Source organism: Mycobacterium sp. NGS69, from assembly GCF_059812165.1.
This window is the reverse complement of record NZ_JCALCD010000001.1, coordinates 544,397-571,078: the sequence shown is the minus strand read 5'-3', so window position 1 is coordinate 571,078 and position 26,682 is coordinate 544,397. Positions and strand designations below refer to the sequence as shown.

Sequence of the window (26,682 nt, the reverse complement as noted above, 5' to 3'; positions counted from 1 at the left end):
CGCCCACCGTTTCGGCGCGACCGCCGCCGGGCAACGGCCCTATCATCCAGTCATGCTGACCCGGATCTCGCCGGTCCGGCGCGCCTTTGAGGTGCTGCGCACCAAGGATCCGGAGCGCGACGCGCTGCGCCGCGCCGTGCGCGCGGCGATCATGGTGCCGTTCACGGCCGGGTTCGCCTTCGTCGTCGTGGGCGGCAAGGTGGTGCCGCTCTATGCGTTGCTCGGTGCCTTCTGGCTGCTGGTGGTCACCGAATTTCCGGGCAACCGCCCGCAGCGCGCGGTGGCCTACCTCGGTTTGGCCGTCAACGGTTTCCTCCTGATCACCGTCGGCACGCTGGTGGCACCCGTGGCCTGGCTGGCGGTGACGCTGATGTTTTTGCTCGGTGTGGCGGTGGTTCTGGCCGGCATGCTCAGCGCGACGATGTCGGCCGGCCAGCGCGCGACCCTGTTGTTCTACATCTGGCCGGTCTGCACGCCGGGCGGCCCGATCCACGAGCGGCTGCTGGGCTGGGTGATCGCGCTGGCGCTGTGTGTGCCGGCGGCCCTGTTTCTCCTTCCCCCGCGGCAATACGGCGAACTGCGTCGCCGGGCCGCGAAAGTGTGTGCGACGCTGGCCGATCGGATCGAGGGTGTCGGCTCGGCCGCGGAGGTGTCCGAGGCGATGGACGCGCTGCGGACCAATTTCATGGCCGCCAACTTCCGGCCGGTCGGCCTGAGCGCGGGAAGCCGCGCGCTGGTGCGCCTCGTCGACTTTCTCGAACTGGCGGTCCACCTCGTCAACGACGACGCGGGGTCGACGCTGGGGTCGGTGCAGCCGACGGCCGTCGACGTCCTACGCTGCTGCGCCCGCCTGCTCGACGTCTCGCAGTCGGGCCAACTCGTCGCCACTCGTGCCGCGCTCGACCGGGCGCTACCCGAATTGCGCTCGCACGCGCGGGGCGCCTATCGCGACGACGTGGTGCTGATTCTGGACGCCCCGGACGACGCGGCGGCGGCCGGGATCGGCGAACGGCTGCTGACCTGCCGGGTGGTCGCGGCGACCGTCAGCCTGACCGGCCGGGTCATCGCCGCCGCCGCGACGGCCGATGCCCGACCGGTGTGGGCGCGGGCGCTCGGCCTGCAATTGCCGCCCACCGGCTTCGCCGACCGGCTGTCGCCGGAAACCGTCGCCGGCACGGCGATTGTCACCTCGTTTCTGACCACCCGTTCCGTGGCGGCGCACAACGGACTGCGCATGGGCGTCGGGTTGGCGCTGGCCGTCGCCGTCACCCATCTGCACCTGCTCGACCGTGGCTTCTGGGTCGTGCTGGGAACGATGTTGGTGCTCAGCAGCAGCGCGCTGTGCACCCGAACCAGGGTCGTGCAGGCCGTGGTGGGCACGGCTTTGGGCATCATCGTGGGCGGATTGTTGCTCGCCGCCGTCGGCGCCGAACCGGTGGTGCTGTGGCTGCTGATGCCGGCGACGGTGTTCGGCGCGACCTACCTGCCGCGTTTCGTTTCCCTGACCGCCGCGCAGGCGATGGGCGCGCTGAACCTGCTGGTCATCCTCGGCCTGACGATCCCCACCGGCTGGCGCATCGGGCTGGTTCGCGTCGAAGACGTCGCGGTGGGCGCGGCGGTGGGCATGGGAGTGTCGCTGTTGCTGTGGCCCAGGGGGGCGACGGCCGCGGTGTCCGCCCTGATCGACGCCGCGCGCGACGTGAACGTGCGCTATCTCCAGGCCGCCGTGCTGCGCGTCACCCACACCCGCCCGGAGGGGCCCGACGAGGCCGACGACGCCTACCTCGCCGCCCTGAGCCAGGATGCGGTGGTGGGTAGCCGGAAGGTCGATGACGCTGTGCGCCACTACCTTTCGGAGACCGGCAACGGGGCCAACCTGCGCAGCCCGGTGGTGAGGGCGGCGAACCGGGCCACCTGGGTGCGGCTGACGGCGGACATCATCGCCGACATCAGGACGCTGCCGCCGGCCGGGGCCTACCCGTCCACCCGGGCGTTGCTGGACGCCCACCTGGAGTTCGCCGCCAACCAGATCTCCGGGCGCGACACCGCGACGGGCCGTCAGATGGCCGCGGAATTCGTACGGGCGCTGCGCGCGGAAGCGGGCGGGCAGGACGAGGCGGCCGACGCCGCGCAGCCGCTCGTCACGGTGGCGGCCAACCTCGCCCAACTCGAGCTGGTTTCGGCTATCGAATACGAAAGTAGCTCTTCCGCAACGACTTCCGCCGTCAAGTGATTCGCGGCCGGATCAGGCCATCGTCCGGGTGCCGTCGCTTGCCCGTCTGGTGACGCGCCGGTCGTCGAGCCGCTCGAGCAATGGCACGGCGACCCGGCGGGTGGTGCCCAGCGCGCGGCGGGCCTCGCTGACGGTGAACGGCTGCGGCAGCTTGGCCAGGACGCCGGCCGCCCGGTCGAACGCGTCGGGACCCAGCACCACGCCGTCGGCGATCCGGGTCAGGCGCCCGGCGCGCACGGCGGCGGCCAGTTCACGGGGGCCGAGCTTGAGGTCGGCCAGTTCGTCGGCCTCCGGCGCGCGGAAAGGCTCGGCGGCCAGCCATTCCTCGATCGCGCGCACCGCCTTGTCAACGCGGGCCGGCAGGCCCGCTCCCGGCGGGCGGACCAGCCCGTCGGACACCTCGAGGCCGGTCCCGGCGAGCAGCGGCGGCAGCAGTTCCGCGGCGGGCAGCCCGGCGCGTTGCCGCAGCGTCTCGAGCGGCATGCCCGCCGCGACTTCGTGGTCGTCCGCCCACTGCCGCACCGCCGCGGTCGCGCGGTCGCGCCGCTCCGCCCACCACTGCGGGTCCACCACCCAGTCGCCCACGCGCTGCCCTCGCGCCGGCAGGCCCATGGCGCGCAGTTCGCCCGCCCGCGCGCAGTCGGGGGGACGGGCCCGGCCGGTCGCCAGCTCGGCGGCGCGGTCCCGCGCAGCGCCCCGACGGCGCAGCCCGGGCGGCCGGACGTCGAGCACCTCGATGCCCGCCGCGATCCGGTGCTCACCGGGATCGCGCAGCAGCCCGACGTCTCCGACGCGCAGCGGCAGCGGCCCCGCCAGGCGCAGCCGCGCCGCGGCGGTCCCCAGCTGGCGCACCTGGACCGGCACGGCGGCCGACCCGACGTGCAGCACCAGCTGGCGGTGCAGCGCGCCGGCCGAGCGCAGCCCGACGTCGATCTCCGCGGTGTCCAGCCACACGCCCGGCGTGCGAACGGTGTCCCCGCGGCCGATGTCGTGGCGGTCCACGCCGCGCAGGTTCAGCGCGACGCGCGCCACCCCGCCGACCGCGGTCTCCTCGCGGCCCAGCGATTGCAGCCCGCGAACCGTGACGCGCCGGCCGGCGTGTTCCAACTCGTCGCCTACCCGGATGGTGCCGGCCGCCAGCGTTCCGGTCACCACCGTGCCGGCGCCGCGGACGGTGAACGACCGGTCGACCCAAAGCCGCACGTCGGCGTCGAGGTCCGGCGGCGGCAGCCGGTCGATCAGCGCCGCCAGCCCCGCGCGCACCCGCTCGAGGTCGGTGGCGACCGCGACGGGCACGTCGCCGAGCGAGGTGGCGGCGAAGCGTTCGCGCGCCCGCTCGATGGCCGGGCCGGGATCGGCGAGGTCGGCCTTGCTGATGACCAGCAGCCCGTGCCGGACCCCGAGGGCGTCGAGCGCCGACAGGTGCTCCTCGGACTGCGGCATCCAGCCCTCGGTGGCGGCGACGACGAACAAGACGGCCGGTACCGGGCCGACGCCCGCGAGCATGTTCGCGACGAACCGTTCGTGGCCGGGCACGTCGACGAACGCGACTTGACGGCCGCCAATCTCGGTCCACGCGAAGCCGAGGTCGATGGTCAGGCCCCGGCGCCGCTCCTCGGCGAGCCGGTCGGGCCACATGCCGGTGAGCCGGTGCAGCAGGGTCGACTTGCCGTGGTCGACATGGCCGGCGGTGGCTACGACGAACACGCCCGCACCGCCGCCGCCAGCAGCCCGTCGTCCTCGGGCGCCACCGTGCGCAGGTCGAGCAGGCAGCGGCCGGATTCCAGGCGGCCGACGACCGGCGGGCTGCCGGCGCGCAGCGCGGCGGCGTAGGACTCGGGCAGGCTCACCGCGGCGCTGGGCAACTCGACGCCCGGCGCACCCCCGCCGCCGACCGCGGCGACGCAGTCGACCGCCATTGCTCCGATGTGGTCGGGCAGCTGGGCGGCGAGGGATGCCGCGCGGGCCCGCAGCCGCGCCACGTCGGCGCCCAGCGCCTGGGCCACCGGCGGCGGCGGGCCGGTCAGCGTCGCCTCCAGCGCGGCGAGGGTGAGCTTGTCCACGCGCAGGGCGCGCGCGGCGGGGTGGCGGCGCAGCCGCTCGATGAGCTCGCCGTCGCCGAACAGCAGGCCGGCCTGCGGACCGCCGAGCAGTTTGTCGCCGCTCGCGGTTACCAGGCTGGCGCCGTCGCGCAGCATCGACGTGGCGTCGGGCTCGTCGGGCAGCAGCGGGTGCGGCGCCAGCAGCCCGGAGCCGATGTCGACCACCAGCGGCACGCCGAGATTCGCCAGCTCCGCGACGTCGACGGCCGACGTGAACCCGGTGACGTGGAAGTTGGACGGGTGCACCTTGAGCACGAAACCGGTGTCGGGCCCGATCGCGTCGGCGTAGTCGCGCAGGCTGGTGCGGTTGGTGGTGCCGACCTCGCGCAGCCGCGAACCGGTGGACGCCAGCAGCTCGGGGATGCGGAACCCGTCGCCGATTTCGACCAGCTCGCCGCGGCTGAGCACGATTTCCTTGCCGGGGGCCAGCGTCAGGGCGGTGAGCAGCAGCGCGGCGGCGTTGTTGTTGACCACGTGCACGCCGCCCGCGGTGGGCACCGCCGCGGCCAGCGCGGCCAGCGCCCCCCGGCCGCGGCGCGCGCGCCGGCCCGTCGCCAGGTCGAACTCGACGTCCGTCGTGCCGGCCGCGGCGACCACCGCGTCCACCGCGGCCCGCGACAGCGGCGCCCGGCCCAGGTTGGTGTGCACGACGACCCCGGTGGCGTTGACGACGGGCCGCAGGCTCGACGCGGTGGCGGGCAGCGCGGCGACCGCGTGCTCGGCGACGCGCTCGGGCTCGATCTCCCCGGCGCGGGCCCGCCGTTGGGCCTCGACGATCACCGACTTCACCAGTGCGCGGCCCAGCACCTGCTGCGCTTCGACCAGGCGCGGATCGGCGAGCAGGACGTCGGTGCCCGGCACCCGCCGGCGTGCGTCGCTCATGTCAGGTCCGAAGGAGTATGGCGGAGGCGGACGGGAATCGAACCCGCCAGCGGCAGCGTCTGCCGTTCGACGGTTTTGAAGACCGCGCCGGTCACCAGACCGGACACGCCTCCTCGGACCATGCCGACAATTTTGACATCCTCCCCCGGGCTTGAGCCGGTGGATTCCAACCCGGTTGCACCTAGGTGGCAGGAGAACAGAGTTGAGGTTCACGGTTCGCAGACTGGCTGGTGCCGAGGTCTCCCCGTGCTGTCACCGCCCGTCCGGCGGCGATGTTGCGTGCGGCGTTGACGTCAGCGTTGCACGGTCCCGCATCGCAGGCGACGCACTGGAAGACCGCTTGGCTCTTGCGGTTTTCCGGGGCGACGTGCCCGCAGTGGGAGCATCGTTGCGACGTATACGCTGCCGGGACGAATTCGAGGCGCCCCGAGGCCTTGTGCTTGAGCCGGGCCACCAGTAGCCCCCACCCTTGGCGGCTGATCTCGTGGTTGAGGCCCCGTTTCTGCGCCACATGGGTGCCTGGACAGTCTCGGGTGCCGCGTGCCGAGCGGGTCATCGCCCGCACGTTCAAACCCTCGACTCGGATGGTGTCAAAGCGGCGCGCCAACTCGGTGGTGGTCTTTTCCACCCAGTCACGACGGCGATCGGCGTCGCGGGCCCGCAACCGCGCAATCGCGCGCTTGGTTCGCGCCCGGCGATTCGATCCGCGCTGCGCCCGGGCCAGACGTTGTTGCAATCGCCGAAGCCGCTTGGCCTCGCCCACACGAAGGTCGGGAACGCGCAGCAGCTCTCCGCTCGACAGCGCAACCGATACCGCCACCCCGCGATCCACACCAACGATGCTGCCGTCGTTCGGCCCCGGGACAGGTTCGGGGATGGCGGCAAAAGCGATGTGCCAGCGCCCTGATCGATCCAGCGTGACCCGGTACGACTTCACCGAGGCGGGAATGGCGCGGGTCCACCGGAATCGCACCCACCCAATCTTCGGTACCCACACCTGCCCGTAACGGCGGCTCAACCGCTCGATATGGCTCAATTTGAGTCCGACCTGCCGGAATCCTTCATGCGTACCGGCCTTACGCCACGTGGGACGCCGGTGAGTGCCGGCGAAGAAGTTGCGCATCGCTTGGGCGAAGTCGCGCAACGCCTGCTGCTGCACGGTTTGCGATCCGGCGGCCAGCCACTCGTATTCGGCGCGCGCTGCTGTCAACTGGGCACACTGCTCGTTATAGTCGGGTGCTCGGCGGCCTCGCTGCCAGTGCTGCTGCTGCTCCACAGCAAGATTCCAGACAAACCGGGCATGACGACAATGCTCGGCCAACGCTGCCGCCTGCTCAGAGCTGGGAAGCAACCGAAACCTGCACACATCAATAACCTAGGGAGCACTACCGACAACCTGTCGAAAGGAGGGACGCGGCGTCTCGATGCCACGGCTGAAGCCGGGGGGTTCCCCGCCGCCAAACTGATGAGCTATCGACTGACCCAGTACGCCCACGGCGGCGGCTGCGCGTGCAAGATCCCGCCCGGCGAACTCGAGGACGTCGTGCGGGGACTCGGGTCGGCCGCCCCGCGCGACCCGCTCGGCGAATTGCTGGTCGGGCTGGAGCACGGCGACGACGCGGCCGCGGTGCGTCTCGAGAACGGCACGGCGCTGATCGCGACGACGGACTTCTTCACCCCGGTGGTCGACGACGCCTACGACTGGGGCCGCATCGCGGCCACCAACGCGCTGTCCGACGTGTACGCGATGGGCGGGCGCCCGGTGGTCGCGGTGAACCTGCTGGGCTGGCCCCGCGACCTGCTGCCGTTCGAGCTGGCGGCCGAGACGCTGCGCGGCGGCATGGACGTGTGCGGCCTCGCCGGCTGCCACCTCGCCGGCGGACACAGTGTCGACGACCCGGAACCCAAATACGGGCTGGCCGTCACCGGGATCGCGGACCCGAACCGGTTGCTGCGCAACGACTCCGGCAAACCCGGCAGGCCGCTGTCGCTGACCAAGCCGCTGGGCATCGGCGTGCTGAACAGCCGGCACAAGGCCACTGGCGAGCGCTTCGAGCAGGCGATCGACGCGATGACCACGCTCAACGCCGATGCGGCCGCCGCGGCGCTGGCGGCGGGCGTCGAATGCGCAACGGACGTAACAGGTTTCGGCCTACTGGGGCATCTGCACAAGATGGCGCGGGCCAGCGGCGTCACCGCGGTGATCGACGCGGCGGCGGTGCCCTACCTGGATGGCGCGCGGGAGGCGCTGGCGGCCGGGTACGTCAGCGGCGGCACGCGGCGAAACCTCGACTGGGTGGCGCCGCACGTCGACCTGTCCGCGGTCGGCGAGGAAGAGGCCCTGCTGCTCGCCGACGCGCAAACCTCGGGCGGTTTGCTGATCGCCGGCGAGATTCCCGGCGCACCGGTCATCGGGGAGCTGGTGCCCCGCGGCGAGCACACGATCGTGGTCCGCTGAGCGGGCGGGGTTTCGGCCGCGCGCACTAGGCTTAGGGGCATGGCCCCAAAAAAGACGATGCGCAAGCTTTTCCTGGAGTGGCCCGTCGTGCGTCAGCTGCGTTCGGGGGACAAGCTCGGTCGCGGGTCGGCGGTGACCTCCAAGCACACCCGCGCCATCGCCCCGCGCACCGCCACCGCCGACCGGGTGGTGCAGAGCGTGTGCCCGTACTGCGCCGTCGGCTGCGGGCAGCGGGTGTACGTCAAGGACGAGCGGGTGGTCCAGATCGAGGGCGACCCCGACTCGCCGATCTCGCGAGGGCGGCTGTGCCCCAAGGGCTCCGCCAGCGAGCAGCTCGTCAATTCGCCCGGCCGGCAACTGAAGGTGCTGTACCGCGCGCCGCGAGCCACCGAATGGCAGCCGCTCGAACTGAACACCGCGATCGACATGATCGCCGACCGCTTCCTGGAGTCCCGCCGCCACACCTGGCAGGACATCGACAAGAAGGGGCAGTTGCTGCGCCGCACCATGGGCATCGCCTCGTTGGGTGGCGCAACGCTGGACAACGAAGAGAACTATCTCATCAAGAAGCTCTTCACGGCCGCCGGCGCGATCCAGATCGAGAACCAAGCTCGCATTTGACACAGCTCAACGGTTCCCGGTCTGGGGACCTCCTTCGGGCGCGGCGGCGCCACCCAATCACTGCAAGACATGGCCAACGCCGATTGCATCATCATCCAGGGATCGAACATGGCCGAGTGCCATCCGGTCGGGTTCCAGTGGGTGGAGGAGGCCAGGGCCCGGGGCGCCCGCGTGATCCACGTCGACCCGCGCTTCACCCGCACCTCGGCGGTGTCGGACCGGCACATCCCGATCCGGGCCGGCTCGGATGTGGTCCTGCTCGGCGCGCTGATCAACCACGTGCTCGCCAACGACCTGTGGTTCAGGGACTACGTCCTCGCGTACACCAACGCGGCCACGCTGATCAACGAAAACTTCCGGGACACCGAGGATCTCGGCGGCCTGTTCTCCGGTTTCGATCCCGAGACCGGGCAGTACGACACGTCGACGTGGGCGTACGACGAACCAGGTAATGGTCAGGTCGAGTCCGCGGGCGGCGGCCACCCGCACGGCGCCACCGCCTCGGAAAGCGCGGCGGGCGACGAGCACGGCAGCGGCGGTCCACCGCTCGCGCACGCGCGGGTGAAGCGTGACGAAACCCTGGCGCATCCGCGGACGGTGTTCCAGATTCTCAAGCGGCACTACGCGCGCTACACCCCGGAGATGGTCAGGGACGTCTGCGGCATCGGCGCCGAGGATTTCGACTACCTCGCGCGCTCCATCGTCGAGAACTCCGGGCGCGAGCGCACCACCTGCTTCGCATACGCCGTCGGGTGGACACAGCACACCCTCGGGGCCCAATTCATCCGTACCGCAACCATTTTGCAGCTGCTGATGGGCAACGTGGGCCGGCCGGGCAGCGGCATCATGGCGTTGCGGGGTCACGCCAGCATCCAGGGCTCCACCGACATTCCCACGCTGTTCAACCTGTTGCCGGGATACCTGCCGATGCCCAAGGCGGGGACGCACGACACCTTCCGGGCCTACCTCGACGTGGTGGGATCCAAACGGCAGAAAGGCTTTTGGGCCAACGCCGACACCTACGCGATCAGCCTGCTCAAGGCGTGGTGGGGCGACGCGGCCCGCGCGGACAACGACTGGGCCTACGACTACCTGCCGCGCCTGACCGGCCCGCACGGCACCTACCAGACCGTCACCGCGATGCTGGCCGACGAGGTGGAGGGCTACTTCCTGCTGGGCCAGAATCCGGCCGTCGGTTCGGCGCACGGCAGGATGCAGCGCATGGGCATGTCCCACCTCAAGTGGCTGGTGGTCCGCGACCTCAACCTGATCGAGTCGGCCACCTGGTGGAAGGACGGCCCCGAAATCGCCTCCGGCGAGCTGAAAACCGAGGACATCGAGACCGAGGTGTTCTTCCTGCCCGCGGCGACGCACGTGGAGAAGGCGGGGTCTTTCACGCAGACGCAGCGACTGCTGCAGTGGCGCCACAAGGCGGTCGAGCCGCCCGGCGACTGCCAAAGCGAATTGGCCTTCTTCTACGAGCTGGGCAAGCGCATCAGGCAGCGCCTGGCCGGCTCGACCGACGAGCGGGACCGGCCGCTGCTGGACCTGACGTGGGACTACCCGACCGACGAGCACGGCGACCCCGACGGCGAGGCGGTGCTGGCCGAAATCAACGGATATCACGTCGGCTCAGGTGATCCCCTGTCGTCGTACACCGAGTTGCGCGCCGACGGGTCGACCGCGGCCGGCTGCTGGATCTACACCGGGGTGTACGCGAACGCCACCAACCAGGCCGCGCGCCGGGTGCCGCACGGCGGTGAGTCGCCCAGCCAATCGGAGTGGGGCTGGGCGTGGCCCGCGGACCGGCGGATCCTCTACAACCGCGCGTCCGCCGACCCGGACGGCAGGCCGTGGAGCGAGCGCAAGCGATACGTCTGGTGGGACGAGCGGATGGGTCGATGGGTTGGATATGACGTGCCCGACTTCGTCGCCGACCGGGCGCCGGGCGCCCGGCCCGACCCCGACGTCGGCGGCCCCGACGCGCTGGCCGGCGACGACCCGTTCATCATGCAGGCCGACGGCAAGGGCTGGCTGTTCGCGCCGAAGGGCGTGCTGGACGGGCCGCTGCCCACGCACTACGAACCGCAGGAGTCGCCGGTCGCCAACGCGCTGTACCCCCAGCAGCGAAACCCGGCGCGAATCACGTTCCCGCGCAAGGACAATCTGAGCGCGCCCAGCGCCGGGGAACCCGGGGCCGACGTGTACCCGTACGTGTTCACCACCTACCGGCTCACCGAGCACCACACCGCGGGCGGCATGAGCCGGTGGCTGCCCTACCTGTCGGAGCTGCAGCCGGAGATGTTCTGCGAGGTGTCCCCGGAGCTGGCGGCCGAGCGCGGCCTCGAGCCGTACGGGTGGGCCACGATCGTCTCGCCGCGCGCGGCGATCGAGGCCCGGGTGCTGGTCACCGAGCGGATGGCCCCGCTGGTCATCGGCGGACACACGGTGCACCAGATCGGGTTGCCGTACCACTGGGGCGTCGGCAGCGACGCCGTGGTCAGCGGGGACGCGGCCAACGACCTGCTCGGCGTGACACTGGATCCCAACGTGCAGATCCAGGAATCGAAGGCCGGGTCGTGCGACATCCAACCCGGCCGCCGGCCCCAGGGCGAGGAACTGCTGCGCCTGATCGCCGAATACCAGTCTCGCTCGGGCGCCACCGCCGAGACCGGCAATGTGGCCGTCAGCGACGGCGTCTGGGAAGGGGGAGCCGATGGGCCAGCTGAGCGGACCGACTGACCCGGCCAGCGACGCGGGATGGGCGGATCGCAAGCCGCGCAAGGGATTTTTCACCGACACCTCGATCTGCATCGGGTGCAAGGCCTGCGAGGTGGCGTGCAAGGAATGGAACCGCAACCCGCAGGATGGTGAGCTGGCGTTGCTGGGCTCGTCCTACGACAACACCGGCGCGTTGGGCGCCAGCACGTGGCGGCACGTGGCGTTCGTCGAGCAGGGCCGCGACCGCATCGAGGAGGCGCGCGAATCCGGCCGCGCCCTAATCGATTTGGGCATGCCCGCCGCCCCCGCGCCCCCGGACACCACCCCGCCGGACACCCCGGAGTTCCGCTGGCTGATGTCGTCGGACGTGTGCAAGCACTGCACGCATGCCGGGTGCCTGGACGTCTGCCCGACGGGCGCGTTGTTCCGCACCGAGTTCGGCACCGTCGTCGTGCAGGACGACGTCTGCAACGGCTGCGGAACCTGCGTCGCCGGGTGCCCGTTCGGCGTGGTCGAGCGTCGCAGCGACGGCACGTACACGACGCCGGCGCAGCGACCGGGCTCCCCGGGCGAGCAGCCCGTCACCGGGGTGGCCCAGAAGTGCACGCTGTGCTACGACCGCCTCGTCGAGGACCAGACACCGGCGTGCGCCCAGACCTGCCCGACGACGTCGATCAAGTTCGGCGACCACGACGACCTGGTGGTCAAGGCGCGGGAGCGGGTCGCCGCGCTGCACGCACAGGGGCTGACGGAGGCCCGCCTCTACGGCGCCAATGAGCACGACGGGGTGGGCGGCACCGGTTCGATCTTCTTGTTGCTCGACGAGCCGGAGGTCTACGGCCTGCCGCCCGACCCGCGGGTGTGCACAGCCGACCTGCCGCAGATGTTCAAACGGGCCGGCCTGGCCGCGGCCGGCATGTTCGGCGCCGCGGTGCTGGCGTTCTGGAGGACCAAGTGACCACCTCGGAATTCGACAGCGTGCGCCCGCCCGAGCCAACCGGCGGCCGGCGTCGCAACGGGAAAGGCAAGGGGCGCAAGGGCGGTGCCGACGGCTCGCGCGAGATGCCGATGGTCCCCGAAGCGGAGTTCGGCTCCTACTACGGGCGTCCGGTGGTCAAGCCCGCGCCCTGGGGACACGAAGTGGCGGCATACCTGTTCCTGGGCGGCGTCGCCGGTGGGTCGGGCCTGCTGGCGGCCGGCGCCCAGCTCACCGGTCGGGCCAAGTTGCGCCGCAATACCAGGCTGTCCGCCCTGATCGCGGTGATGCTGGGCGCGGTCGCGCTGGTGAAGGACCTCGGCCGGCCCGAGCGGTTCGTCAACATGCTGCGCACGATCAAGCTGACTTCGCCGATGAGCGTCGGGTCGTGGATTCTGAGCCTCTTCAGCGCCGGGATCGGCGTCGCCGCGGTCTCCGAGATCGACCGGATGACAGGCGCGCGAATCCCGCTGGGCCCGTTGCGGCCCGTCCTGCGCGCCGTCGAGGGACCGGCCGGGCTGGAAGCCGCGGTCCTCGCGCCGCCGCTTGCCGTCTACACCGCGGTGCTGCTCAGCGACACCGCCACCCCGACGTGGAACGCCGCCTATCGGGACCTGCCGTTCGTGTTCGCCAGTTCGGCGAGCCTGGCCGCATCGGGATTGGCGATGATCACCACCCCGGTCGCCGAGGCCGGGCCCGCCCGCAGGCTGGCCGTCATCGGCGCGGTGAGCGATCTGGTCTCCGCCAGGTTCACCGAACACCGGATGGACCCGGTGACCAGGGAACCGCTGCACCACGGCAGGCCCGGCCGGTTGCTGGCGGGCAGCGAATGGCTCGCCGCCGCAGGCGGTTTGGGCGCGTTGCTCGGCGGGCGGAACCGCGGCGTCGCCGCCCTGTCCGGGGTGGCGCTGCTGACGGCGTCGGCCATGCTGCGGTTCGGTTTCTTCGAGGCGGGGCTGGAGTCGACCCGCGATCCCCGCTACACGATCGAGCCGCAGAAGCGCAGGCTGGCGGTGCGCCGGGCGGCCGGAGTCACCGGGGACTCCATCACCACCGCGGACTAGCCGTTCACGGTCCGCGGGCGTAACGAGAGGGCGATTTTCAGTCCGATTTTTCGCCCTGGCGTTACGCCCCCGACGGACCGGGTACCCCCTTCGCTATGACGAATTTTGGCTACACTTTGATGACCGAGCAGAGTGGACCCAAAGACCTTGTGCGGCATGCAATTTCGGCCGAAGATCGTGGGTTCGACTTCGAGGTGTGCAGTGACCATTTCTCGCCCTGGCTGACCTCGCAGGGACACGCGCCGAACGCCTGGGCGGTGCTGGGTGCGGTGGCGCACGGCACGGAACGGGTGGACCTCTACACCTACGTGACCTGCCCGACGATGCGGTATCACCCCGCGATCGTCGCGCAGCAGGCCGCCACCGTGCAGATCCTGTCCGACGGCCGGTTCACCCTCGGCCTGGGCAGCGGCGAGAACCTCAACGAACACGTCGTCGGAAGGGGCTGGCCGACCGTCGAGCGCCGGCAGGACATGCTGCGCGAAGCCATCAAGATCATTCGCGAGCTTTTCGGCGGCCAACTGGTGAACTTCAGCGGCGAGCACTTCCAGGTGGACTCGGCGCGGCTGTGGGACCTGCCCGAGGTTCCGGTCGCCATCGGGGTGGCGATGTCCGGCGCGAAGGGCGTCGACAAGTTCGCCAAGCTGGCCGAACACCTGATCGCCGTGGAACCCGACGGGGAACTCGTCCGCGAGTGGCACGCCGCCCGCCAGGCCGCCAACCTCGCCGGGGGCGGGCGGGTGGTCGGCCAAATCCCGGTGGCCTGGGACCCGGACCGCGACGCCGCCATCCGGCGCGCGCACGACCAGTTCCGCTGGTTCGGCGGCGGCTGGAAGGTCAACGCCGACCTGCCCACCCCGGCCGGCTTCGCCGGCGCGACCCAATTCGTGCGACCCGAAGATGTCGCCGACGCCATCCCGTGTGGGCCCGACCTGGACGCGATCGTCGAGGCCGTCCGGCCCTACTGGGAAGCGGGGTTCACCGACATCGCGCTCGTCCAGATCGGCGGCGAGACGCAGGAGCTCTTCCTCAAGGAAGCCGCCCAGCCTTTGCTCGACGCGCTGCGCGACGCGTCCGGTTGACGACAAGTTTGGGCCGTTCCTGGCGGGGTATCCGAGTGCCAACGTGGGCCTCGGGCAACCACCGGGAGTTGATCGGACCAACACGGGCGGACGGGGGCCCGCAAACACGCTGTGCAGCAGCCGTTTTGTGCCTGCGCGCGCTCGGCAGGAAGGAAGTCGACGGTAAAGGAGGTAGCGCGATGTCAAATGAGTTGCAAGGGACAAAGATTGCCATCCTGGCGGCCGACGGCGTCGAGAAGGTTGAGCTAGAACAGCCTCGCGCCGCCCTGGAGCAGGCCGGCGCCCAGGTCGAGGTGCTGTCGCTGAAGCCGGGCGAAATCCAGGCCCGCAACCACGATCTCGAGCCCGCAGGCACTTTCGCCGTCGACCGCGCGGTGTCGGAGGCGTCGGTCGGCGATTTCGTCGGCTTGGTACTCCCCGGCGGCACGGTGAACCCGGACAAACTGCGTCTCGACGACGCCGCGGTCAAGTTCGTCCGCGACTTCGTCGTCTCCGGCAAGCCGGTCGCCGCGATCTGTCACGGGCCGTGGACGCTGGTGGAGGCCGGCGTGGCCGTGGGGCGCACGCTGACCTCGTATCCCAGCATCCGCACCGACTTGCGCAACGCGGGCGCGCACGTGGTGGACGAAGAGGTGGTGGTCGACGGCAACCTGATCACCAGCCGCTCGCCGTCGGACCTGCCGGCGTTCTGCGACACCATCGTCAAGCAATTCGCCCACGGCGCTGGCGGATAGCCGCCGCTGATCCGCGACCGCACCGTTTAACCCGCAAGGTTGCGGGCATTACACAGGTCAGGCCGTGCTCGCCGCGGCGATCTCTGCCAGGATGACCGAAAGGCCCACGTTGACAACGATCTATCCAGAACCGGCGATCTCGGTCGCGCATAACGTGTATCAGCCCCAGGAGGATTCCCGGTTGCTGGTCGACGCGATGCACCACACGGCGCTCATTCCGGGACGGCGGGTTCTCGACCTTTGCACGGGCAGTGGATTCGTCGCGATCGCCGCGGCCGAGATGGGCTGTGCCAGCGTGACCGCCTGCGACACCTGCCCCCACGCGGTGCGTTGTTCGCGCGGCAACGCCGCTCTGGCCGGCGTGGAGGTGGACGTCCGCAAGGGGACTTGGACCGAGGCCGTCGACTGGGCGCCGTTCGACGTGGTGGTGGCCAATCCGCCTTATGTCCCGGCCCCGCCCGACCGCGAGCCGGCCCGCGTGAGCACCGAACCCTCGTGGGCCTGGGACGCGGGTCCCGACGGGCGGCTGGTGCTGGACCCGCTGTGCGAATCGGCGCCAAAGTTGCTGTGCGACGGCGGTTCCCTGCTGCTCGTGCACTCGGCGATCGCCGGCGTCCAGCAATCCCTGGACCGCTTGAAATGGGCCGGCCTGAGGGCCGAAGTCATAGCGTCCAAATGGATTCCGTTCGGTCCCGTCATGTCGGCGCGGGCCAACTGGCTGGAGGACACCGGGCGCATCCCGTTTGGGCGCCGCGAAGAGGAACTCGTGGTGATCCGGGCGGACAAGCCATGACCACGCGGGTGCAGGTGGTGGCCGGCGGGCCTGTACTGGTTTCCGGGCCGGTGCGGGTGGAAACCCCCGGCGGCGACGTCGTCGAGTCGGACCGCTTCATGGTGGCGATCTGCACCTGCCGGCGCAGCGACGACTATCCGTTGTGCGACACCAGCCATCGCCGATGCCGGGGCGTCAAGAAGCAGAAGCAGGCCTAGTCCACGGGCCTGCGCAGCGACGTGCGGCCCTGCTTCCACGCCTCGATGAGCTTGTCCGCCAAGCGGTTTTCCACCGCGGCGTGCGCGCGGATCCCGAAGACGACGTCCGGGTCGAGGTGCGGTTCCCGGTCCACGAGGTCGCCCACGACGTCGATGCGCACCACCTGTTCGTGGACGGCGTCGGCTTCGACGTGCTCGCTGTAGAAGCCGATGCAGGCCGGCGGCGCGACCATCCTCTCCAAGGCTTGCACCATTCGCCGCGACCCGGGCGGTGAGGTGATCTCCGTCGAGGCGAAATGCCCGATCGCGGCGCCCCGCAAGCGACGGTGCAGCCCGAACAGCGACATGAGATTCACGACGGCCAGCGCCTCGGCGGGGACGGCGTCGAGGTAGCCGAGATAGGTCGCGTCCAGCCCGGCCGCCGTCAACAGGTCCGCGAAGAGCTGCTGGTGCAGGCGCGGGCCCTGGCCGGCGCCGTACTCGTCGAACTCGACGGCCACGAATGCGGCTTTGGCGGTGCCCATCAGCCGCGGGATCGCCCACGCGTGCGGGTCGCCCTCTTTGAGGTGATACAGCGACCGGTGCACGAAATATTGGCGCATCTGCTGCCAGCTTCCCTTGTCGCGCAGGAAATACGACGGCCCGTCACCATCGGCGGGCTCGACGGAAATCGCCTCCATTTCGGCTTGCGCGGTCTGCCCGGGGTCGATGGGGCCGACGTCGCGTCGCACTCCTGCCAGGAACCCGCGTTCCAGCTCGGCGCGCAACCGCAGCAGCGCGGGGTTCCACTCCCAGGCGGGATCGACGCCCGCGAAACCCCGGTAGTGCAGCTCGTAGCACATGCACAGCGCTAGCTGCAGGTCGAGGCCGAACGGGTCGGAGTCCCGCACGGACGCGCCGATGCGCATCAGGCTGTCGTGTGCGGGTGGCCCTGACAGCGCGCGGCGGACTGCCGTCGACAGCGGTCCATGCGCCGCGGGCAGGGCGGGCTCGACCGTGATTGATGCGCGAGTCACGCCGATGACTACCCGAGAATCGGGCCGGGCAAACGGCGGCCCGTCAGCTGGTGCGCTCGGGAATTCGGAACGTGGTGCCGACGGTCGTGCCCTCCGGGCTGCTGTGCACTTCCATCGTGTCGCTGAGGGCCCGCATCAACACCAGGCCGCGACCGCTGTTGCCCGGCTCGGCGGCCGGCGTCTTCCACGAACCCGCGTCGGTGATCCGCGTCCCGACGTGGCCATCGGTCACTTCCGCCTCGAGCAACATCGTGCCGACCTGGTGTCCGCGGTAGGCGTGCTCGACGCAGTTGGTGCACGCTTCGTTGACGACCAGCACGATGTCGGCGGCCAGCGCCTCCGGGATCTCGGCGGCGCGCAGCCAGGTGGCCAGCCGATGCCGGACGTCGACCAATTGCCCGGCGACTGCCTCGTTTTCGAGTCGGAACCGCGTCGGCCGGTGCCGGTATATCACCATCGCGACGTCGTCGTCATAGCCCGACGGGGGCGCCAGCGCGCGGACTACCGTCTGCGCGACGGCCTCCAGGGGCAGGTTCGTCGTATCGAGCAAAATGTCTGCGGCGCGGGCGATTCCGATGTCGATCGACTCGTGTTTCCGCTCGACCAGGCCGTCCGTGTACAGCATCAGCGTCGAGCCCGCCGGCAGCACCCGCGAGGCTTGCGGCCGCGGCTCCTCCCGGCGCACCGCGAGCGGTACCGAGGCGGCGTCGGTCACCACGGTCGTGGTCGCGGGCCGCGGACCGGCGACCATCGCGGGCATGTGGCCGGCATTGCTGTATTCCAGCACGCCGGTTTCGGTATCCAGGATCGCGAGAAAGACCGTGGTGCAGTAGGCATTCGGGATGAGCGACGCCGCGAGGTCGAGTTGTTCGAGCACCAGCGCCGGTTGGGCGCCGTTGATCAACAGCGCGCGCGCCGAGCTGCGCAGCTGGCCCATCACCGCGGCCGCCGGCAAGCCGCGCCCGACGCAGTCGCCGACGACGATGCCGATGCGGTTGCCGCCGATCGGCAGCACGTCATACCAGTCGCCGCCGATTTCCAAGGGCGGCACGGCGGGCTCGTAGCAGACGGCGAAGCCGGCGGGCGGCTGGACGGTGGGTAGCATGGCGCGCTGCAGGGTCAGCGAGGTTTCGCGGGCGCTCTCGAACTGGCGCACGTGCTGCATCGCCAGGCTCAGGTGGCCGATGAGCACCGTGACCAGCAGCCTGTCCTCGGCGCTGACCCACCGGGGCGTGCGCAGCTCCAGCCACAGCGCGAGGTCTCCGGTGTTGGACAGCACCGCCACCAATCCCTCTGCCTTGCCAGGATTTTCGGGCCGATCGACCGTCTTGGCCGTCAGCGGCAGCTGATGGCGGGCATCCTGGAAGGTATTACGCAGCCAGGGATCCAGTTCGCGCCAGGAGGATTCGGGAGGATCGCCGGCAACCTGGACGGTCGGTTCGCCCCCGGCCCCCGGCCACGAGACGGCGATCACCCGCTGGACATCGATCGCCGCCCGGCATTCGTCCAGGGTGATGGCCAGCAGCTCGTCGACGCTCTTGGCCACCGCTACCGCCGTCGCGAGCCGCAGTACCGCACTCTCCCGGGCCGCAAAGGCCCGCTCCGCGGTGATGTCGCGGATGGTGCCCACGTAGACGTCCCGGTCGTTGCCGACCTCGCTGACCGCGCTGATGCTGACCATCACCCACGCGAGGTGTCCGTCGCGATGCCGGATCGGAGTTTCGTACTGGGCGCTGCCGTTGGAGCGGACGAGTGCTTGCTGCTCGCGCGCGGTCTTCTTGTCGACCAGCCAGGGGTGCGGCCACCGATATGGCAGCCCGTCGGCGGGATAGCCGAGGATCTCGATCAAGGCGCTGTTCATCTCGATCACCGCGCCCTCGTGATCGGCGACGAAGAAGCCCTCCTGCAGCGAATTCACCAGTGCGGTGCGGAACCTGTCGCGATCGGCCAGCCCCTCGGCGCGCGCCCGCTCCTGCGCGAAACGCCGTGTGCCATCGAGGAATCCGCGAGTCGCGACGTCCAGGGGGGCTAGCGTCTGCAGCAGGAATTCGAGCGCGGTGGGCCGGTGGACCGACGAATGCTCGGCGAGCGCCTGGACCAATCGGAAGTGGTGCTCGATGATTTCGAGCACGCTGATGTCTTCCTGCAGCGCGCGCCGTCCGAGCTCGTGGCCGACGGCCAGGGTGTCCTCATCGCGCGCGTCCAGGTAGCCGTGCAGCGCGACGGTGTACTCGGCGTGAAAGTCGTGGTTGCCGCTCATTTCGAGGCTCCCCGGTGACGAGCGGCCAGCACCATGGCGTCATCGGTCTCCTTGGCGTGCTTGCCCAGGAGTCCTTCGGCGATGACCACCGCGGTGGCCGCGAAGTCGATGTGGTCCAGGTAATCCTCGGCGATGCCGTCGGTGCTCATCACGAGCAGGTCACCGGGGCGGATCGGAACCACCTGGGCGGGCCTGATTTCCGGCATCCGGTAGCCGACGATGCCCCCGGTGAGGCGCGCGCTGGATCGGACTTGTAGCCCGGTCGGCGCCTTGGCCACCAGCTCGGCGGTGACGTTGCCGACGCCCGTCCACGACAGCGTCCCGGCCGCAAAGTCCACCCGCGCCAGCGTCATCGCGACTCCCCTCGTGCCGTCCAACATGCGATGGCAGAGCTGGACCAAGACTTCCAGCCGCTCGGCACTGGAGCGCTTGACCGTGTCGACGGCGCGCAGCGCGGCGGCCGCGGCATCCGGGCCGTGCCCGAGGCCGTCCACCACGCCGAACAGCGCGGCGGCATCGTCGATGCCGATCGCGATGCCCTGGTCGCCGGACGTGTACTCGCCGGGCAGAGGGCGCCCCGCCCTTGCCCACTCGATCGGACCCAGCCGGCCGTTCTCATGCACGGGCGGGAACCCACTTCCACATCTCGATGACCGTCCCGCGACCGAGTTTCGAGTCCACGACCAGCCGGTCCATCAGGCGGCGGGCGCCGGGCAGGCCCATCCCCAGCCCGCGTCCGGTTGAGTACCCGTCCTCCATCGCGCGCTCGATGTCGGCGATGCCGGGTCCGTCGTCCTCGGCGCGCACCACCAGGGCCCGGCGCCCCTCCCGGTCGGCCACCGTGATCCGGACGGCGCCGCGCCCCGCGTAGCTGGTGATGTTTCGGGCGATTTCGGAGATCGCCGTGGCGATCATGGTGACGTCGGTCAGCGAGAATCCGAGATCGAGTGCGAGCTGATGTCCGGCCTTGCGGGCGGCGACGATGTCGTCGGAGCTGTGAATGTCGACGACGATGTCACCCGCCACCATCGCGCCCGATCGTCGACTTCCCCACTCCGCCTTGGCGATTCAGCAGTGCGAGGCCCTCTTCGAGATCCAGTGCGGTGTTCATATCGTCGAACGCCAGGCCCAGTTGCACCATCGCGAAGGCCACCTCCGGTTGCAGACCCACGATCACGGTGTCCGCGCCGCGCAGCCGGGTCATGTGGGCGATGGTCCGCAGCGAGCGGGCGGCGAACGAGTCCATCACGTCGATGGCGGTGACATCGACGATGATTCCCTGGGCGCGGAACCTGCTGACCCGTTCCATCAGATCGAAGCGGAGACGTTCGGCGTCGGAGTCGGTGAGCGCCGACTGCACCGAAGCGATCAGAATCGCGCCCTGTTTCAGAATCGGTACTGGCATGCGGTGCTCGTGCTAATGGTGGTTATCCGGTCTGTTCGCCGGTGCGTGTGACTTCGTAACCGAGCAGGCGTTCGGCCTCTTCGATGCCGCCCTGCAGGTCGCCGACGGCGTTCATCTTCGACAGGTCAAGCCCGATGGTGACCAGGGTCAGCGCGATTTCGGAGGACAGGCCGGTGATGATGACGCTGGCGCCCATCAGGCCTGAGGCGTCGACCGTCTGCACCAGGTGGTTGGCCACGGTGGAGTCGATGGTCGGCACACCGGTGATGTCGATGACGACCACCTTCGCGCGGTTCGCGCGGATCGCGCGCAGCAGCTGTTCGGTGACCTGGCGGGCCCGCTGGCTGTCGAGCACACCGATGATGGGCAGGATCAGCAGCTGCTCGCGCACTTGCAGCACCGGCGTGGAGAGCTCGCGGATGGCCTCCTGCTGCTGGCGGATGATGCGTTCGCGTTCCTGGACGAAGGACACGCCCACGGTGTTGGCGATGCGGTTGGCCGCCGGCTCGTAGGCGTCCAGCACCCGGTTCAGCATCTCGAACTCGGCCTGGTACTTCTCGAACAGGGAGCGGGCCAGCACGTCACGCAGCAGCAGCACGATGCCGAGCACCTCGTCTGTTTCCACGCCTCGGGGAATGATGCGCTCCGACAGGTCGCGGGCGTACGCCTGCAGCGCCTCGACGCTACCGGTCTCGAGCACCTCGACGTAGTTGTCGTAGACGGCGGTCGCCTCGGAGAAGAGTTCCTCGGGCGTCATCGCGGTGAGAAGTTCGGCCTCGGTGATCCTGCGGGCCCATTCCTCGCGCAAAACGGTGCGGTTCTGCCGCAGGTGCTGGACCAGCTGGGGCAACAGGCCCTCGCTGACCGTCTGCGCGGCGGTGCTGGTGGTTCCGAGATCCAACGGCGAATCTGACATCTGGCCTCCCGTGTGCCGCGTCGCGCCCCGCAGTATGTCTATGGGGAGACTAGCCTGGGCAATCGCGTCGCAGGTGTCGAGGGCATATTCTTCTCGCGGTTCGCATGGCAGGCTAGGCTTGCACCACACTCAAGGCCCGGACAAAGGATGGCCATTGTCAGCTCCTGATTCGATTACCACGCTGGTTACCGACCACGATGGTGTGTCCGTGGTCAGCGTCAGCGGCGAAATCGATCTGGTCACCGCTCCGGCGCTCGAGCAGGCCATCAGCGCCGTCATCGCGGACGGTCCGACGGCACTGGTCATAGACCTTTCCGCGGTGGAATTCCTGGGCTCGGTCGGGCTGAAGATCCTGGCCGCGACGTACGAAAAACTCGGCAAATCCACCGAGTTCGGCGTCGTCGCGCGCGGGCCGGCGACCAGGAGACCGATCCACCTCACCGGCCTGGACAAGACCTTCCCGCTGTACCCGACGCTGGACGACGCGTTGACCGCCGTCCGGGACGGCAACGTCAACCGCTGACGCGCCCGCCGAGGGGATCGATCCCATCAGCGCGAAGTTTTGCCAGAAGTGCGCGCCCTTCGGGTAGGTAGCCGGGACTTAAATAACGCGTCCGGTGGAATGATCGGTGCTATGGGTGACGACGTCGATCATCCCGAAGATGACCAGCAGTGGGATCGCAGTGAGCGCGGCGAGACCGAAATCGAGCGGCTGGACCGCAATTGGAACAGCCTGCTGCAGGAGCTGCGCGTGGTGCAGACCGGCGTGCAGCTGCTGACCGGTTTCCTGCTGACGCTGCCGTTCCAGCAACGCTTCGACGTCCTCGACGAACCGATGCGGGTCGCGTACTTGGCGACGGTCGGTTGTTCGGTGGGCGCGACGGTGCTACTCGTCGCCCCGGTCGGCATTCACCGGCTGCTGTTCCGGCGGCATCGCCTCCAGGTCCTGGTGTCGGCGGCGCACCGATGCGCGTACGCCGGCCTGGCCCTGCTCGGCACGGCCCTGACCGGGGTGACGATCATCGTTTTCGACTCGGTCGCCGGACGTAGCGCCAGTCTCATTGCGGGAGTTTGTGCGTTGGCGTTGTTTGCGTTCTTTTGGTGGGTCTTACCGCTGTTGCTGCGCACTCGCGGTATGTAGTGCGCCGATTCGAGTGGATTCGAGATGGTCGAGGAGATCCTGGGGATCGGTGAAAATCGGTGACGCGCCGGCCGACTCCAATTCGGCGCGCGAGATGCCGCCGCTCAGCAGTCCGATGCACGGCAGTCCCGCGGCCGCGGCGGCGTGGGCGTCCCACACGGCGTCGCCGACGAACACGGCGTGCTCGGGGTCCACGCCGGCCCGGTCCAGCGCCACCTGCACGATGCCGGGGTCCGGCTTGGCGGTGTCGACGTCGCGTGACGACGTCTTCAAGGCGATGACGTCATCGCAGTCGAGCGTCTTGAGCAGGACCTCGAGTTCGTCGTCGGGCGCCGAGGTGGCCAGCACCACTTGCAGCCCGAGGCCGGCGACGCGGCGCAGCAGCTCGCGCGCCCCGGGCAACGGTGCCAGCAGCGGGGTGACCTCTCGATAGTGGCGGCTGTGCCCGTCGCTGAGCCGGTCCTGCACGTGCTCGGGCGCGTCGTTGGACAACGTGCGCACCAACGTGTCGCCGTCCATGCCGATGCAGCGGTGGATCTGCCACGCCGCGACGGGCACGCCTTCGGCGTCGAACGCGCGCTGCCAGGCATAGACGTGCAGATAGTTGGAGTCCACCAGGGTTCCGTCCACGTCGAACAGGACGGCGGGCGCTCTGTGCATTCGCGCCGCATACCCGCGCGGGGACCCGCTGACACTCCGGCGTCGTTTGGCCGCTCGGGGCGGCGGGTAGACGCAGGCGAGCCTTCGGTGCGGTCTACCTTACGAACCGCCCTGCCGTCCAAGCTTTTTCATGAGGAGGGAAGTTGGACACCCCGAAAACTGACCCGGTTGACCACCACCGTACTTCTCGGCGGCACGCCGGTGAATCGCTCACGCACGGCGCCAATGCGCCCGGCCTCGCGTGGGCGGCCCTGGCGGTGGTCGCCCTGGCCATCGGCTTGTGCGCGCTCGCGGCCGGGCACGTCCTGATCGGGTCGGTCGTGGTGCCGCTGGCCGCCGTGTCGGATGCCGCGCGCGTCGCCTGGCTGTCGCAGACCCACCGCAGAGTGCGCGCCGCCGAAGTGCGCTGGCAGGCAAGGAATTCCGACCAGCCCGCGCCCCCGCCCAGCAGCTGACCGTTGCCCGGGCGAGACGAAACCGAAATGTTTAATTTTCGGCCTGACCGGGTAAAAGTGGCCCATGCTCGACACGTCCCGTCAAGCACGTCCCAGCATCCCGGGACTGGTGGCCGCCGGCATCTGGGCGGTCGGCCTGGCGGTCGGCGTAATCGCCCTGTTGACCGGGCATGTGGGGCCGGCGGTCGTCGCGCTGCTTCTCGCCGTCGCGGCGCCGTGGTTCGGCCTGGCTTGGGTGTCACGGAGTCAGCGCCGGGCCTTCAACGTCGCATTGTTTCTGCACGGCCCGAGGGCCGACGGCTCCGCCGCGCACGCCAAGGCGCCGATCGCCTGCTGAGCCGGCCCGCAATGGACATCTTTTTGGGCGGATTAGGTGTGATCAGCATCCGAGCGGGGTATCGACTGAGCCACGGGTGAGTACAGGCAAGTGCGTGCGCCCGTCGTTCAGCAGGAAGGAACACCTATGACGACCGCAAGCGATTACGACGCACGCCGCGCATCCGACGTCGAGACCCCGGATGCATCCGCCCTACGCGAACTCGCGACCGCCGGAGCACCCACCGCGGTTGTCGACGAGGACCCCAACGATGTGGTCCTCTTCGAGCTGCCCGGCGCGGATCTCTCCGGCGAAGAACTGTCGGTGACGGTGATACCCCAGCGCTCCGACGAGTTCACTTGTTCGAGCTGCTTTTTAGTGCAGCACCGCAGCCGGTTGCGCGCCTCGAGCTCCGGTCTTCCGGTCTGCGCCGACTGCGCGTAACGGCGGCGCGGGCGGCCTTGACCAACTAGGCCCGCCGTGTTTCTGTCGTCAGCGTGCCCTTGAGCCGTCCGCCCGGCCTGCCGGCTCCGCGCATGCTTCGACCGGCGTTCGCCGCGGCGTATGCGATCGCCTATCTCGTGGGCGGCGAACGGCGGATGCTGCGGTTGATCCGCCGATACGGACCGATCATGACGATGCCGGTCCTCAGCCTCGGCGACGTGGCGATCGTGTCCGACCCCGAGCTGGTCAAGCAAGTCTTCACCGCGCCGCCGGACGTGCTGCTCGGCGGCGAGGGCGTGGGACCGGCGGCGGCCATCTATGGCTCCGGGTCGATGTTCGTGCAGGAGGAACCCGAGCATCTGCGGCGGCGCAAACTCTTGACGCCCCCGCTGCACGGCGCGGCGCTGAGCGGTTACGTGCCGATCATGCAGAACTCCGCCCGCGCGGCGATGCACAGCTGGCCCGTTGAGCGCCCCTTCGAAATGCTCAGGGCGGCGCGGGCGCTGACGCTGGACGTGATCGTCAGGGTCACCTTCGGCGTCGACGATCCCGACGAGGTGCACCGGCTTGGCCGGCCCTTCGAGCGCTTGCTGAACCTCGGCGTCTCTGAGCAATTGACGGCCCGATACGCGCTGCGCCACCTGGGGGCGTTGCGAGTCTGGCCGCAGCGGACGCGGGCCGACCGCGAGATCGACGATGTCGTCATGCCGCTCATCGAGCGGCGGCGAGCAGACCCGAGCCTGGGCGAGCAACCCGGCATCCTCTCGTTGCTGATGTGCGCGCGCGGCGACGATGGAGAACAGCTGTCGGACAGCGAGATTCGCGACGACCTGATTACCCTGACGCTGGCGGGTCACGAGACCACCGCGACGACGCTGGCCTGGATCTTCGACCTGCTTCTGCACCACCCCGATGCATTAGAGCGAGTGCGTGACGAAGCCCTGAGCGGGGAGGAAGCCTTCACGACCGCGGTGATCCACGAGACGCTGCGGGTCCGGCCGCCGGCCCCGTTCACGGCCCGCGTTGCGGCGCAGCCGTTTCCGATCGGCGGCTACCTCGTCGAGGCGGGCACGCGGATCGTCGTCCACATCATCGCGATCAACCGCAACCCCCACACCTACGAGTTCCCCAACGAGTTCCGCCCGGAGAGATTCCTCGGCACCCGACCCGAGACCTACGCGTGGGTCCCGTTCGGCGGCGGCGTGAAACGTTGTCTGGGCGCTGCGTTCTCGATGCGCGAGCTGATCACGGTGCTGCACACGCTACTGCGCGAAGGGGAGTTCAGCGCCGTCGACGAGGAACCGGAGCGGATCGTGCGGCGCTCCATCATGCTCGCACCGCGCCACGGCACCAGGGTTCGGTTTCGCCTCCGCTGAATTGTCGTAGCCCTCCGCTACGTTTTCATCACACGAGTCCGCATCGCCACCGTGAGGAGTCATGCAGCTAATCGCCGGGTCCTTGCTCCTGCTGGGGTTCGCTGCCCCTTGGTATTTCACCCAGCGGGCCACCGGCAGCGTCCACGCGGGATTTTCGGCCGGTCTGGTCGGCCTCGCGCTGACCGTCGTCGGCCTGTTGTGGCTCGGCGTTCGGCGCGACCGCTACAGCGTCGGGCGGCAGCTCAGGCGCGACCTGCGGTACGCGGCGTCGGACCTGGCGGCCATCGATGAAATGTCGGGCGTCGAATTCGAGGAATTCGTTGCGGCGCAGCTTCGGACCGTGGGCTGGAGCGTCGCGCACACCGCCACGACTGGTGATTACGGTGTGGACCTGATCGCGAAGCGGGACGGCGCGTGCATGGCGGTCCAGTGCAAGCGGCAGGCGAAGGCCGTCGGGGTGGCCGCGGTCCAACAGGTGGTGGCCGGCGCGCGGCAGCACCGGTGCAACCAAACGGTCGTGGTGACCAATCAGGGGTTCACCAAGGCGGCCCGCCAGCTGGCGACCACCCACCGGTGCCGCCTCGTCGGGCGCGAGCAGGTCCAGATCTGGGCGCGGGCCGATCGTCGGCGGTGAGAATCTTTGTGCTGCTGGTCGGGATCGTAGAGGGTGGCCGCCGCCAGGTCGGCCGGCAGGTTGTGCCGCAGCAGCCCGGGTTTGACGCGAAACCGCTTGGCGTGAGCGCCATTCGGCACCGGTGTCATGTATGCGGCGGCGAGCACGTTGGCCTCCGCCGGGGGTCGAGACCAGGCTGTGCACGAGTGCAACGGGC

26 protein-coding genes and 1 tRNA gene are annotated in these 26,682 nt (G+C 69.8%); 16 read left to right on the top strand and 11 right to left on the bottom strand.

The window, feature by feature from the left end; translation table 11 throughout:
• Positions 1-52 precede the first annotated feature (52 nt).
• Entirely contained in the window at positions 53-2,233 is a 2,181-nt protein-coding gene (locus AC5Y2S_RS02960; protein ID WP_499953677.1) for an FUSC family protein, read from the top strand.
• A 12-nt stretch (positions 2,234-2,245) separates the two neighbouring features.
• Here the strand turns inward: AC5Y2S_RS02960 and AC5Y2S_RS02955 are convergent, their stop codons facing one another.
• From AC5Y2S_RS02955 to AC5Y2S_RS02940, 4 genes are all read right to left on the bottom strand, one after another.
• Positions 2,246-3,940 (bottom strand): SelB domain-containing protein, encoded by a 1,695-nt coding sequence (locus tag AC5Y2S_RS02955; protein WP_499953676.1) that lies wholly within the window; start codon positions 3,938-3,940, stop codon positions 2,246-2,248.
• Positions 3,928-5,217 carry an L-seryl-tRNA(Sec) selenium transferase gene (gene selA, locus AC5Y2S_RS02950; RefSeq protein ID WP_499953674.1) on the bottom strand — a complete coding sequence of 430 codons (1,290 nt, stop codon included), beginning with the start codon at positions 5,215-5,217 and terminating at the stop codon, positions 3,928-3,930. Before selA ends, AC5Y2S_RS02955 begins: the two co-directional genes overlap by 13 nt.
• Positions 5,218-5,235: 18 nt before the next feature.
• Positions 5,236-5,330: transfer RNA gene (locus AC5Y2S_RS02945), tRNA-Sec, on the bottom strand.
• Positions 5,331-5,398: 68 nt separating this feature from the next.
• A complete protein-coding gene (locus tag AC5Y2S_RS02940; protein WP_499953673.1) occupies positions 5,399-6,583 on the bottom strand; it encodes an RNA-guided endonuclease InsQ/TnpB family protein in 1,185 nt (394 codons plus the stop codon).
• Between the two features lie 99 nt (positions 6,584-6,682).
• On the opposite strand from AC5Y2S_RS02940, the gene selD reads away from it, so the two are divergent.
• From selD to AC5Y2S_RS02900, 8 genes are all read left to right on the top strand, one after another.
• Positions 6,683-7,675: a selenide, water dikinase SelD gene (selD, locus tag AC5Y2S_RS02935; protein ID WP_499953672.1), complete on the top strand. Its 993-nt coding sequence runs from the start codon at positions 6,683-6,685 to the stop codon at positions 7,673-7,675.
• 57 nt (positions 7,676-7,732) lie between these two features.
• Positions 7,733-11,038, top strand: coding sequence for a formate dehydrogenase (gene fdh, locus AC5Y2S_RS02930; protein ID WP_499954347.1), 3,306 nt, complete (start codon positions 7,733-7,735; stop codon positions 11,036-11,038).
• On the top strand, positions 11,013-11,975 hold the full coding sequence (locus tag AC5Y2S_RS02925) for a 4Fe-4S dicluster domain-containing protein (protein ID WP_499953671.1): 963 nt from the start codon (positions 11,013-11,015) through the stop codon (positions 11,973-11,975). The genes fdh and AC5Y2S_RS02925 overlap by 26 nt, the downstream gene beginning before the upstream one ends.
• Complete coding sequence (gene nrfD, locus AC5Y2S_RS02920; protein WP_499953669.1) at positions 11,972-13,057, top strand: NrfD/PsrC family molybdoenzyme membrane anchor subunit; 1,086 nt, start codon at positions 11,972-11,974, stop codon at positions 13,055-13,057. Before AC5Y2S_RS02925 ends, nrfD begins: the two co-directional genes overlap by 4 nt.
• Before the next feature lie 95 nt (positions 13,058-13,152).
• Positions 13,153-14,139, top strand: coding sequence for an LLM class F420-dependent oxidoreductase (locus tag AC5Y2S_RS02915; protein WP_499953668.1), 987 nt, complete (start codon positions 13,153-13,155; stop codon positions 14,137-14,139).
• 179 nt (positions 14,140-14,318) lie between these two features.
• A complete protein-coding gene (locus AC5Y2S_RS02910) occupies positions 14,319-14,873 on the top strand; it encodes a type 1 glutamine amidotransferase domain-containing protein (protein ID WP_499953667.1) in 555 nt (184 codons plus the stop codon).
• Between the two features lie 109 nt (positions 14,874-14,982).
• Positions 14,983-15,666, top strand: coding sequence for a HemK2/MTQ2 family protein methyltransferase (locus AC5Y2S_RS02905; RefSeq protein ID WP_499954345.1), 684 nt, complete (start codon positions 14,983-14,985; stop codon positions 15,664-15,666).
• Positions 15,663-15,863, top strand: coding sequence for a CDGSH iron-sulfur domain-containing protein (locus tag AC5Y2S_RS02900; RefSeq protein WP_499953665.1), 201 nt, complete (start codon positions 15,663-15,665; stop codon positions 15,861-15,863). Before AC5Y2S_RS02905 ends, AC5Y2S_RS02900 begins: the two co-directional genes overlap by 4 nt.
• Here AC5Y2S_RS02900 and AC5Y2S_RS02895 read toward each other — a convergent pair.
• Genes AC5Y2S_RS02895 through AC5Y2S_RS02870 form a run of 6 tightly spaced genes read right to left on the bottom strand, consistent with a single transcriptional unit; the run spans position 15,860 to position 21,460 of the window.
• Complete coding sequence (locus AC5Y2S_RS02895; RefSeq protein WP_499953664.1) at positions 15,860-16,879, bottom strand: iron-containing redox enzyme family protein; 1,020 nt, start codon at positions 16,877-16,879, stop codon at positions 15,860-15,862. The two genes, AC5Y2S_RS02900 and AC5Y2S_RS02895, sit on opposite strands and share 4 nt — an antisense overlap.
• A 43-nt stretch (positions 16,880-16,922) precedes the next feature.
• The gene (locus AC5Y2S_RS02890) at positions 16,923-19,139 is read right to left on the bottom strand and encodes a SpoIIE family protein phosphatase (RefSeq protein WP_499953663.1); all 2,217 of its coding nucleotides are present in this window, start codon (positions 19,137-19,139) and stop codon (positions 16,923-16,925) included.
• Positions 19,136-19,708 carry a SpoIIE family protein phosphatase gene (locus AC5Y2S_RS02885; protein WP_499954343.1) on the bottom strand — a complete coding sequence of 191 codons (573 nt, stop codon included), beginning with the start codon at positions 19,706-19,708 and terminating at the stop codon, positions 19,136-19,138. The genes AC5Y2S_RS02890 and AC5Y2S_RS02885 overlap by 4 nt, the downstream gene beginning before the upstream one ends.
• Before the next feature lie 46 nt (positions 19,709-19,754).
• Complete coding sequence (locus tag AC5Y2S_RS02880) at positions 19,755-20,165, bottom strand: anti-sigma regulatory factor (protein WP_499905706.1); 411 nt, start codon at positions 20,163-20,165, stop codon at positions 19,755-19,757.
• On the bottom strand, positions 20,155-20,544 hold the full coding sequence (locus tag AC5Y2S_RS02875; protein WP_066938003.1) for an STAS domain-containing protein: 390 nt from the start codon (positions 20,542-20,544) through the stop codon (positions 20,155-20,157). Before AC5Y2S_RS02875 ends, AC5Y2S_RS02880 begins: the two co-directional genes overlap by 11 nt.
• A 22-nt stretch (positions 20,545-20,566) precedes the next feature.
• Positions 20,567-21,460, bottom strand: a complete 894-nt coding sequence (locus tag AC5Y2S_RS02870) for an STAS domain-containing protein (protein WP_499905086.1) — start codon at positions 21,458-21,460, stop codon at positions 20,567-20,569.
• A 154-nt stretch (positions 21,461-21,614) separates the two neighbouring features.
• Between AC5Y2S_RS02870 and AC5Y2S_RS02865 the strand changes: the two genes are divergently transcribed.
• Both AC5Y2S_RS02865 and AC5Y2S_RS02860 read left to right on the top strand, forming a co-directional pair.
• The gene (locus AC5Y2S_RS02865) at positions 21,615-21,983 is read left to right on the top strand and encodes an STAS domain-containing protein (RefSeq protein ID WP_499953661.1); all 369 of its coding nucleotides are present in this window, start codon (positions 21,615-21,617) and stop codon (positions 21,981-21,983) included.
• 111 nt (positions 21,984-22,094) lie between these two features.
• Positions 22,095-22,601 (top strand): DUF6328 family protein, encoded by a 507-nt coding sequence (locus AC5Y2S_RS02860; protein WP_499953660.1) that lies wholly within the window; start codon positions 22,095-22,097, stop codon positions 22,599-22,601.
• Here the strand turns inward: AC5Y2S_RS02860 and AC5Y2S_RS02855 are convergent.
• Positions 22,569-23,261 (bottom strand): HAD family hydrolase, encoded by a 693-nt coding sequence (locus AC5Y2S_RS02855; RefSeq protein ID WP_499953659.1) that lies wholly within the window; start codon positions 23,259-23,261, stop codon positions 22,569-22,571. The genes AC5Y2S_RS02860 and AC5Y2S_RS02855 overlap by 33 nt on opposite strands.
• 143 nt (positions 23,262-23,404) lie before the next feature.
• Here AC5Y2S_RS02855 and AC5Y2S_RS02850 point away from each other — a divergent pair, with 143 nt between their 5' ends.
• From AC5Y2S_RS02850 to AC5Y2S_RS02830, 5 genes are all read left to right on the top strand, one after another.
• On the top strand, positions 23,405-23,716 hold the full coding sequence (locus tag AC5Y2S_RS02850; RefSeq protein ID WP_499953657.1) for a hypothetical protein: 312 nt from the start codon (positions 23,405-23,407) through the stop codon (positions 23,714-23,716).
• Positions 23,717-23,780: 64 nt separating this feature from the next.
• Positions 23,781-24,053, top strand: coding sequence for a hypothetical protein (locus AC5Y2S_RS02845; protein WP_499953656.1), 273 nt, complete (start codon positions 23,781-23,783; stop codon positions 24,051-24,053).
• 126 nt (positions 24,054-24,179) lie between these two features.
• Positions 24,180-24,476, top strand: coding sequence for a DUF4193 domain-containing protein (locus AC5Y2S_RS02840; RefSeq protein WP_499953655.1), 297 nt, complete (start codon positions 24,180-24,182; stop codon positions 24,474-24,476).
• A gap of 92 nt (positions 24,477-24,568) precedes the next feature.
• On the top strand, positions 24,569-25,852 hold the full coding sequence (locus tag AC5Y2S_RS02835) for a cytochrome P450 (RefSeq protein WP_499953653.1): 1,284 nt from the start codon (positions 24,569-24,571) through the stop codon (positions 25,850-25,852).
• 61 nt (positions 25,853-25,913) lie between these two features.
• Complete coding sequence (locus AC5Y2S_RS02830; RefSeq protein ID WP_499953652.1) at positions 25,914-26,486, top strand: restriction endonuclease; 573 nt, start codon at positions 25,914-25,916, stop codon at positions 26,484-26,486.
• Positions 26,487-26,682 lie beyond the last annotated feature (196 nt).

Excerpts from the sequence above, each read along its gene's own strand:
- AC5Y2S_RS02835 (WP_499953653.1), top strand. The coding sequence starts at position 24,569 with ATGCTTCGACCGGCGTTCGCCGCGGCGTATGCGATCGCCTATCTCGTG.
- AC5Y2S_RS02855 (WP_499953659.1), bottom strand. The coding sequence starts at position 23,261 with ATGCACAGAGCGCCCGCCGTCCTGTTCGACGTGGACGGAACCCTGGTG.
- AC5Y2S_RS02840 (WP_499953655.1), top strand. The coding sequence starts at position 24,180 with ATGACGACCGCAAGCGATTACGACGCACGCCGCGCATCCGACGTCGAG.
- AC5Y2S_RS02860 (WP_499953660.1), top strand. The coding sequence starts at position 22,095 with ATGGGTGACGACGTCGATCATCCCGAAGATGACCAGCAGTGGGATCGC.
- AC5Y2S_RS02890 (WP_499953663.1), bottom strand. The coding sequence starts at position 19,139 with ATGAGCGGCAACCACGACTTTCACGCCGAGTACACCGTCGCGCTGCAC.
- AC5Y2S_RS02925 (WP_499953671.1), top strand. The coding sequence starts at position 11,013 with ATGGGCCAGCTGAGCGGACCGACTGACCCGGCCAGCGACGCGGGATGG.
- selD (WP_499953672.1), top strand. The coding sequence starts at position 6,683 with ATGAGCTATCGACTGACCCAGTACGCCCACGGCGGCGGCTGCGCGTGC.
- selA (WP_499953674.1), bottom strand. The coding sequence starts at position 5,217 with ATGAGCGACGCACGCCGGCGGGTGCCGGGCACCGACGTCCTGCTCGCC.
- AC5Y2S_RS02910 (WP_499953667.1), top strand. The coding sequence starts at position 14,319 with ATGTCAAATGAGTTGCAAGGGACAAAGATTGCCATCCTGGCGGCCGAC.
- AC5Y2S_RS02900 (WP_499953665.1), top strand. The coding sequence starts at position 15,663 with ATGACCACGCGGGTGCAGGTGGTGGCCGGCGGGCCTGTACTGGTTTCC.
- AC5Y2S_RS02960 (WP_499953677.1), top strand. The coding sequence starts at position 53 with ATGCTGACCCGGATCTCGCCGGTCCGGCGCGCCTTTGAGGTGCTGCGC.
- AC5Y2S_RS02870 (WP_499905086.1), bottom strand. The coding sequence starts at position 21,460 with ATGTCAGATTCGCCGTTGGATCTCGGAACCACCAGCACCGCCGCGCAG.
- AC5Y2S_RS02875 (WP_066938003.1), bottom strand. The coding sequence starts at position 20,544 with ATGCCAGTACCGATTCTGAAACAGGGCGCGATTCTGATCGCTTCGGTG.
- AC5Y2S_RS02915 (WP_499953668.1), top strand. The coding sequence starts at position 13,153 with ATGACGAATTTTGGCTACACTTTGATGACCGAGCAGAGTGGACCCAAA.
- AC5Y2S_RS02845 (WP_499953656.1), top strand. The coding sequence starts at position 23,781 with ATGCTCGACACGTCCCGTCAAGCACGTCCCAGCATCCCGGGACTGGTG.
- AC5Y2S_RS02830 (WP_499953652.1), top strand. The coding sequence starts at position 25,914 with ATGCAGCTAATCGCCGGGTCCTTGCTCCTGCTGGGGTTCGCTGCCCCT.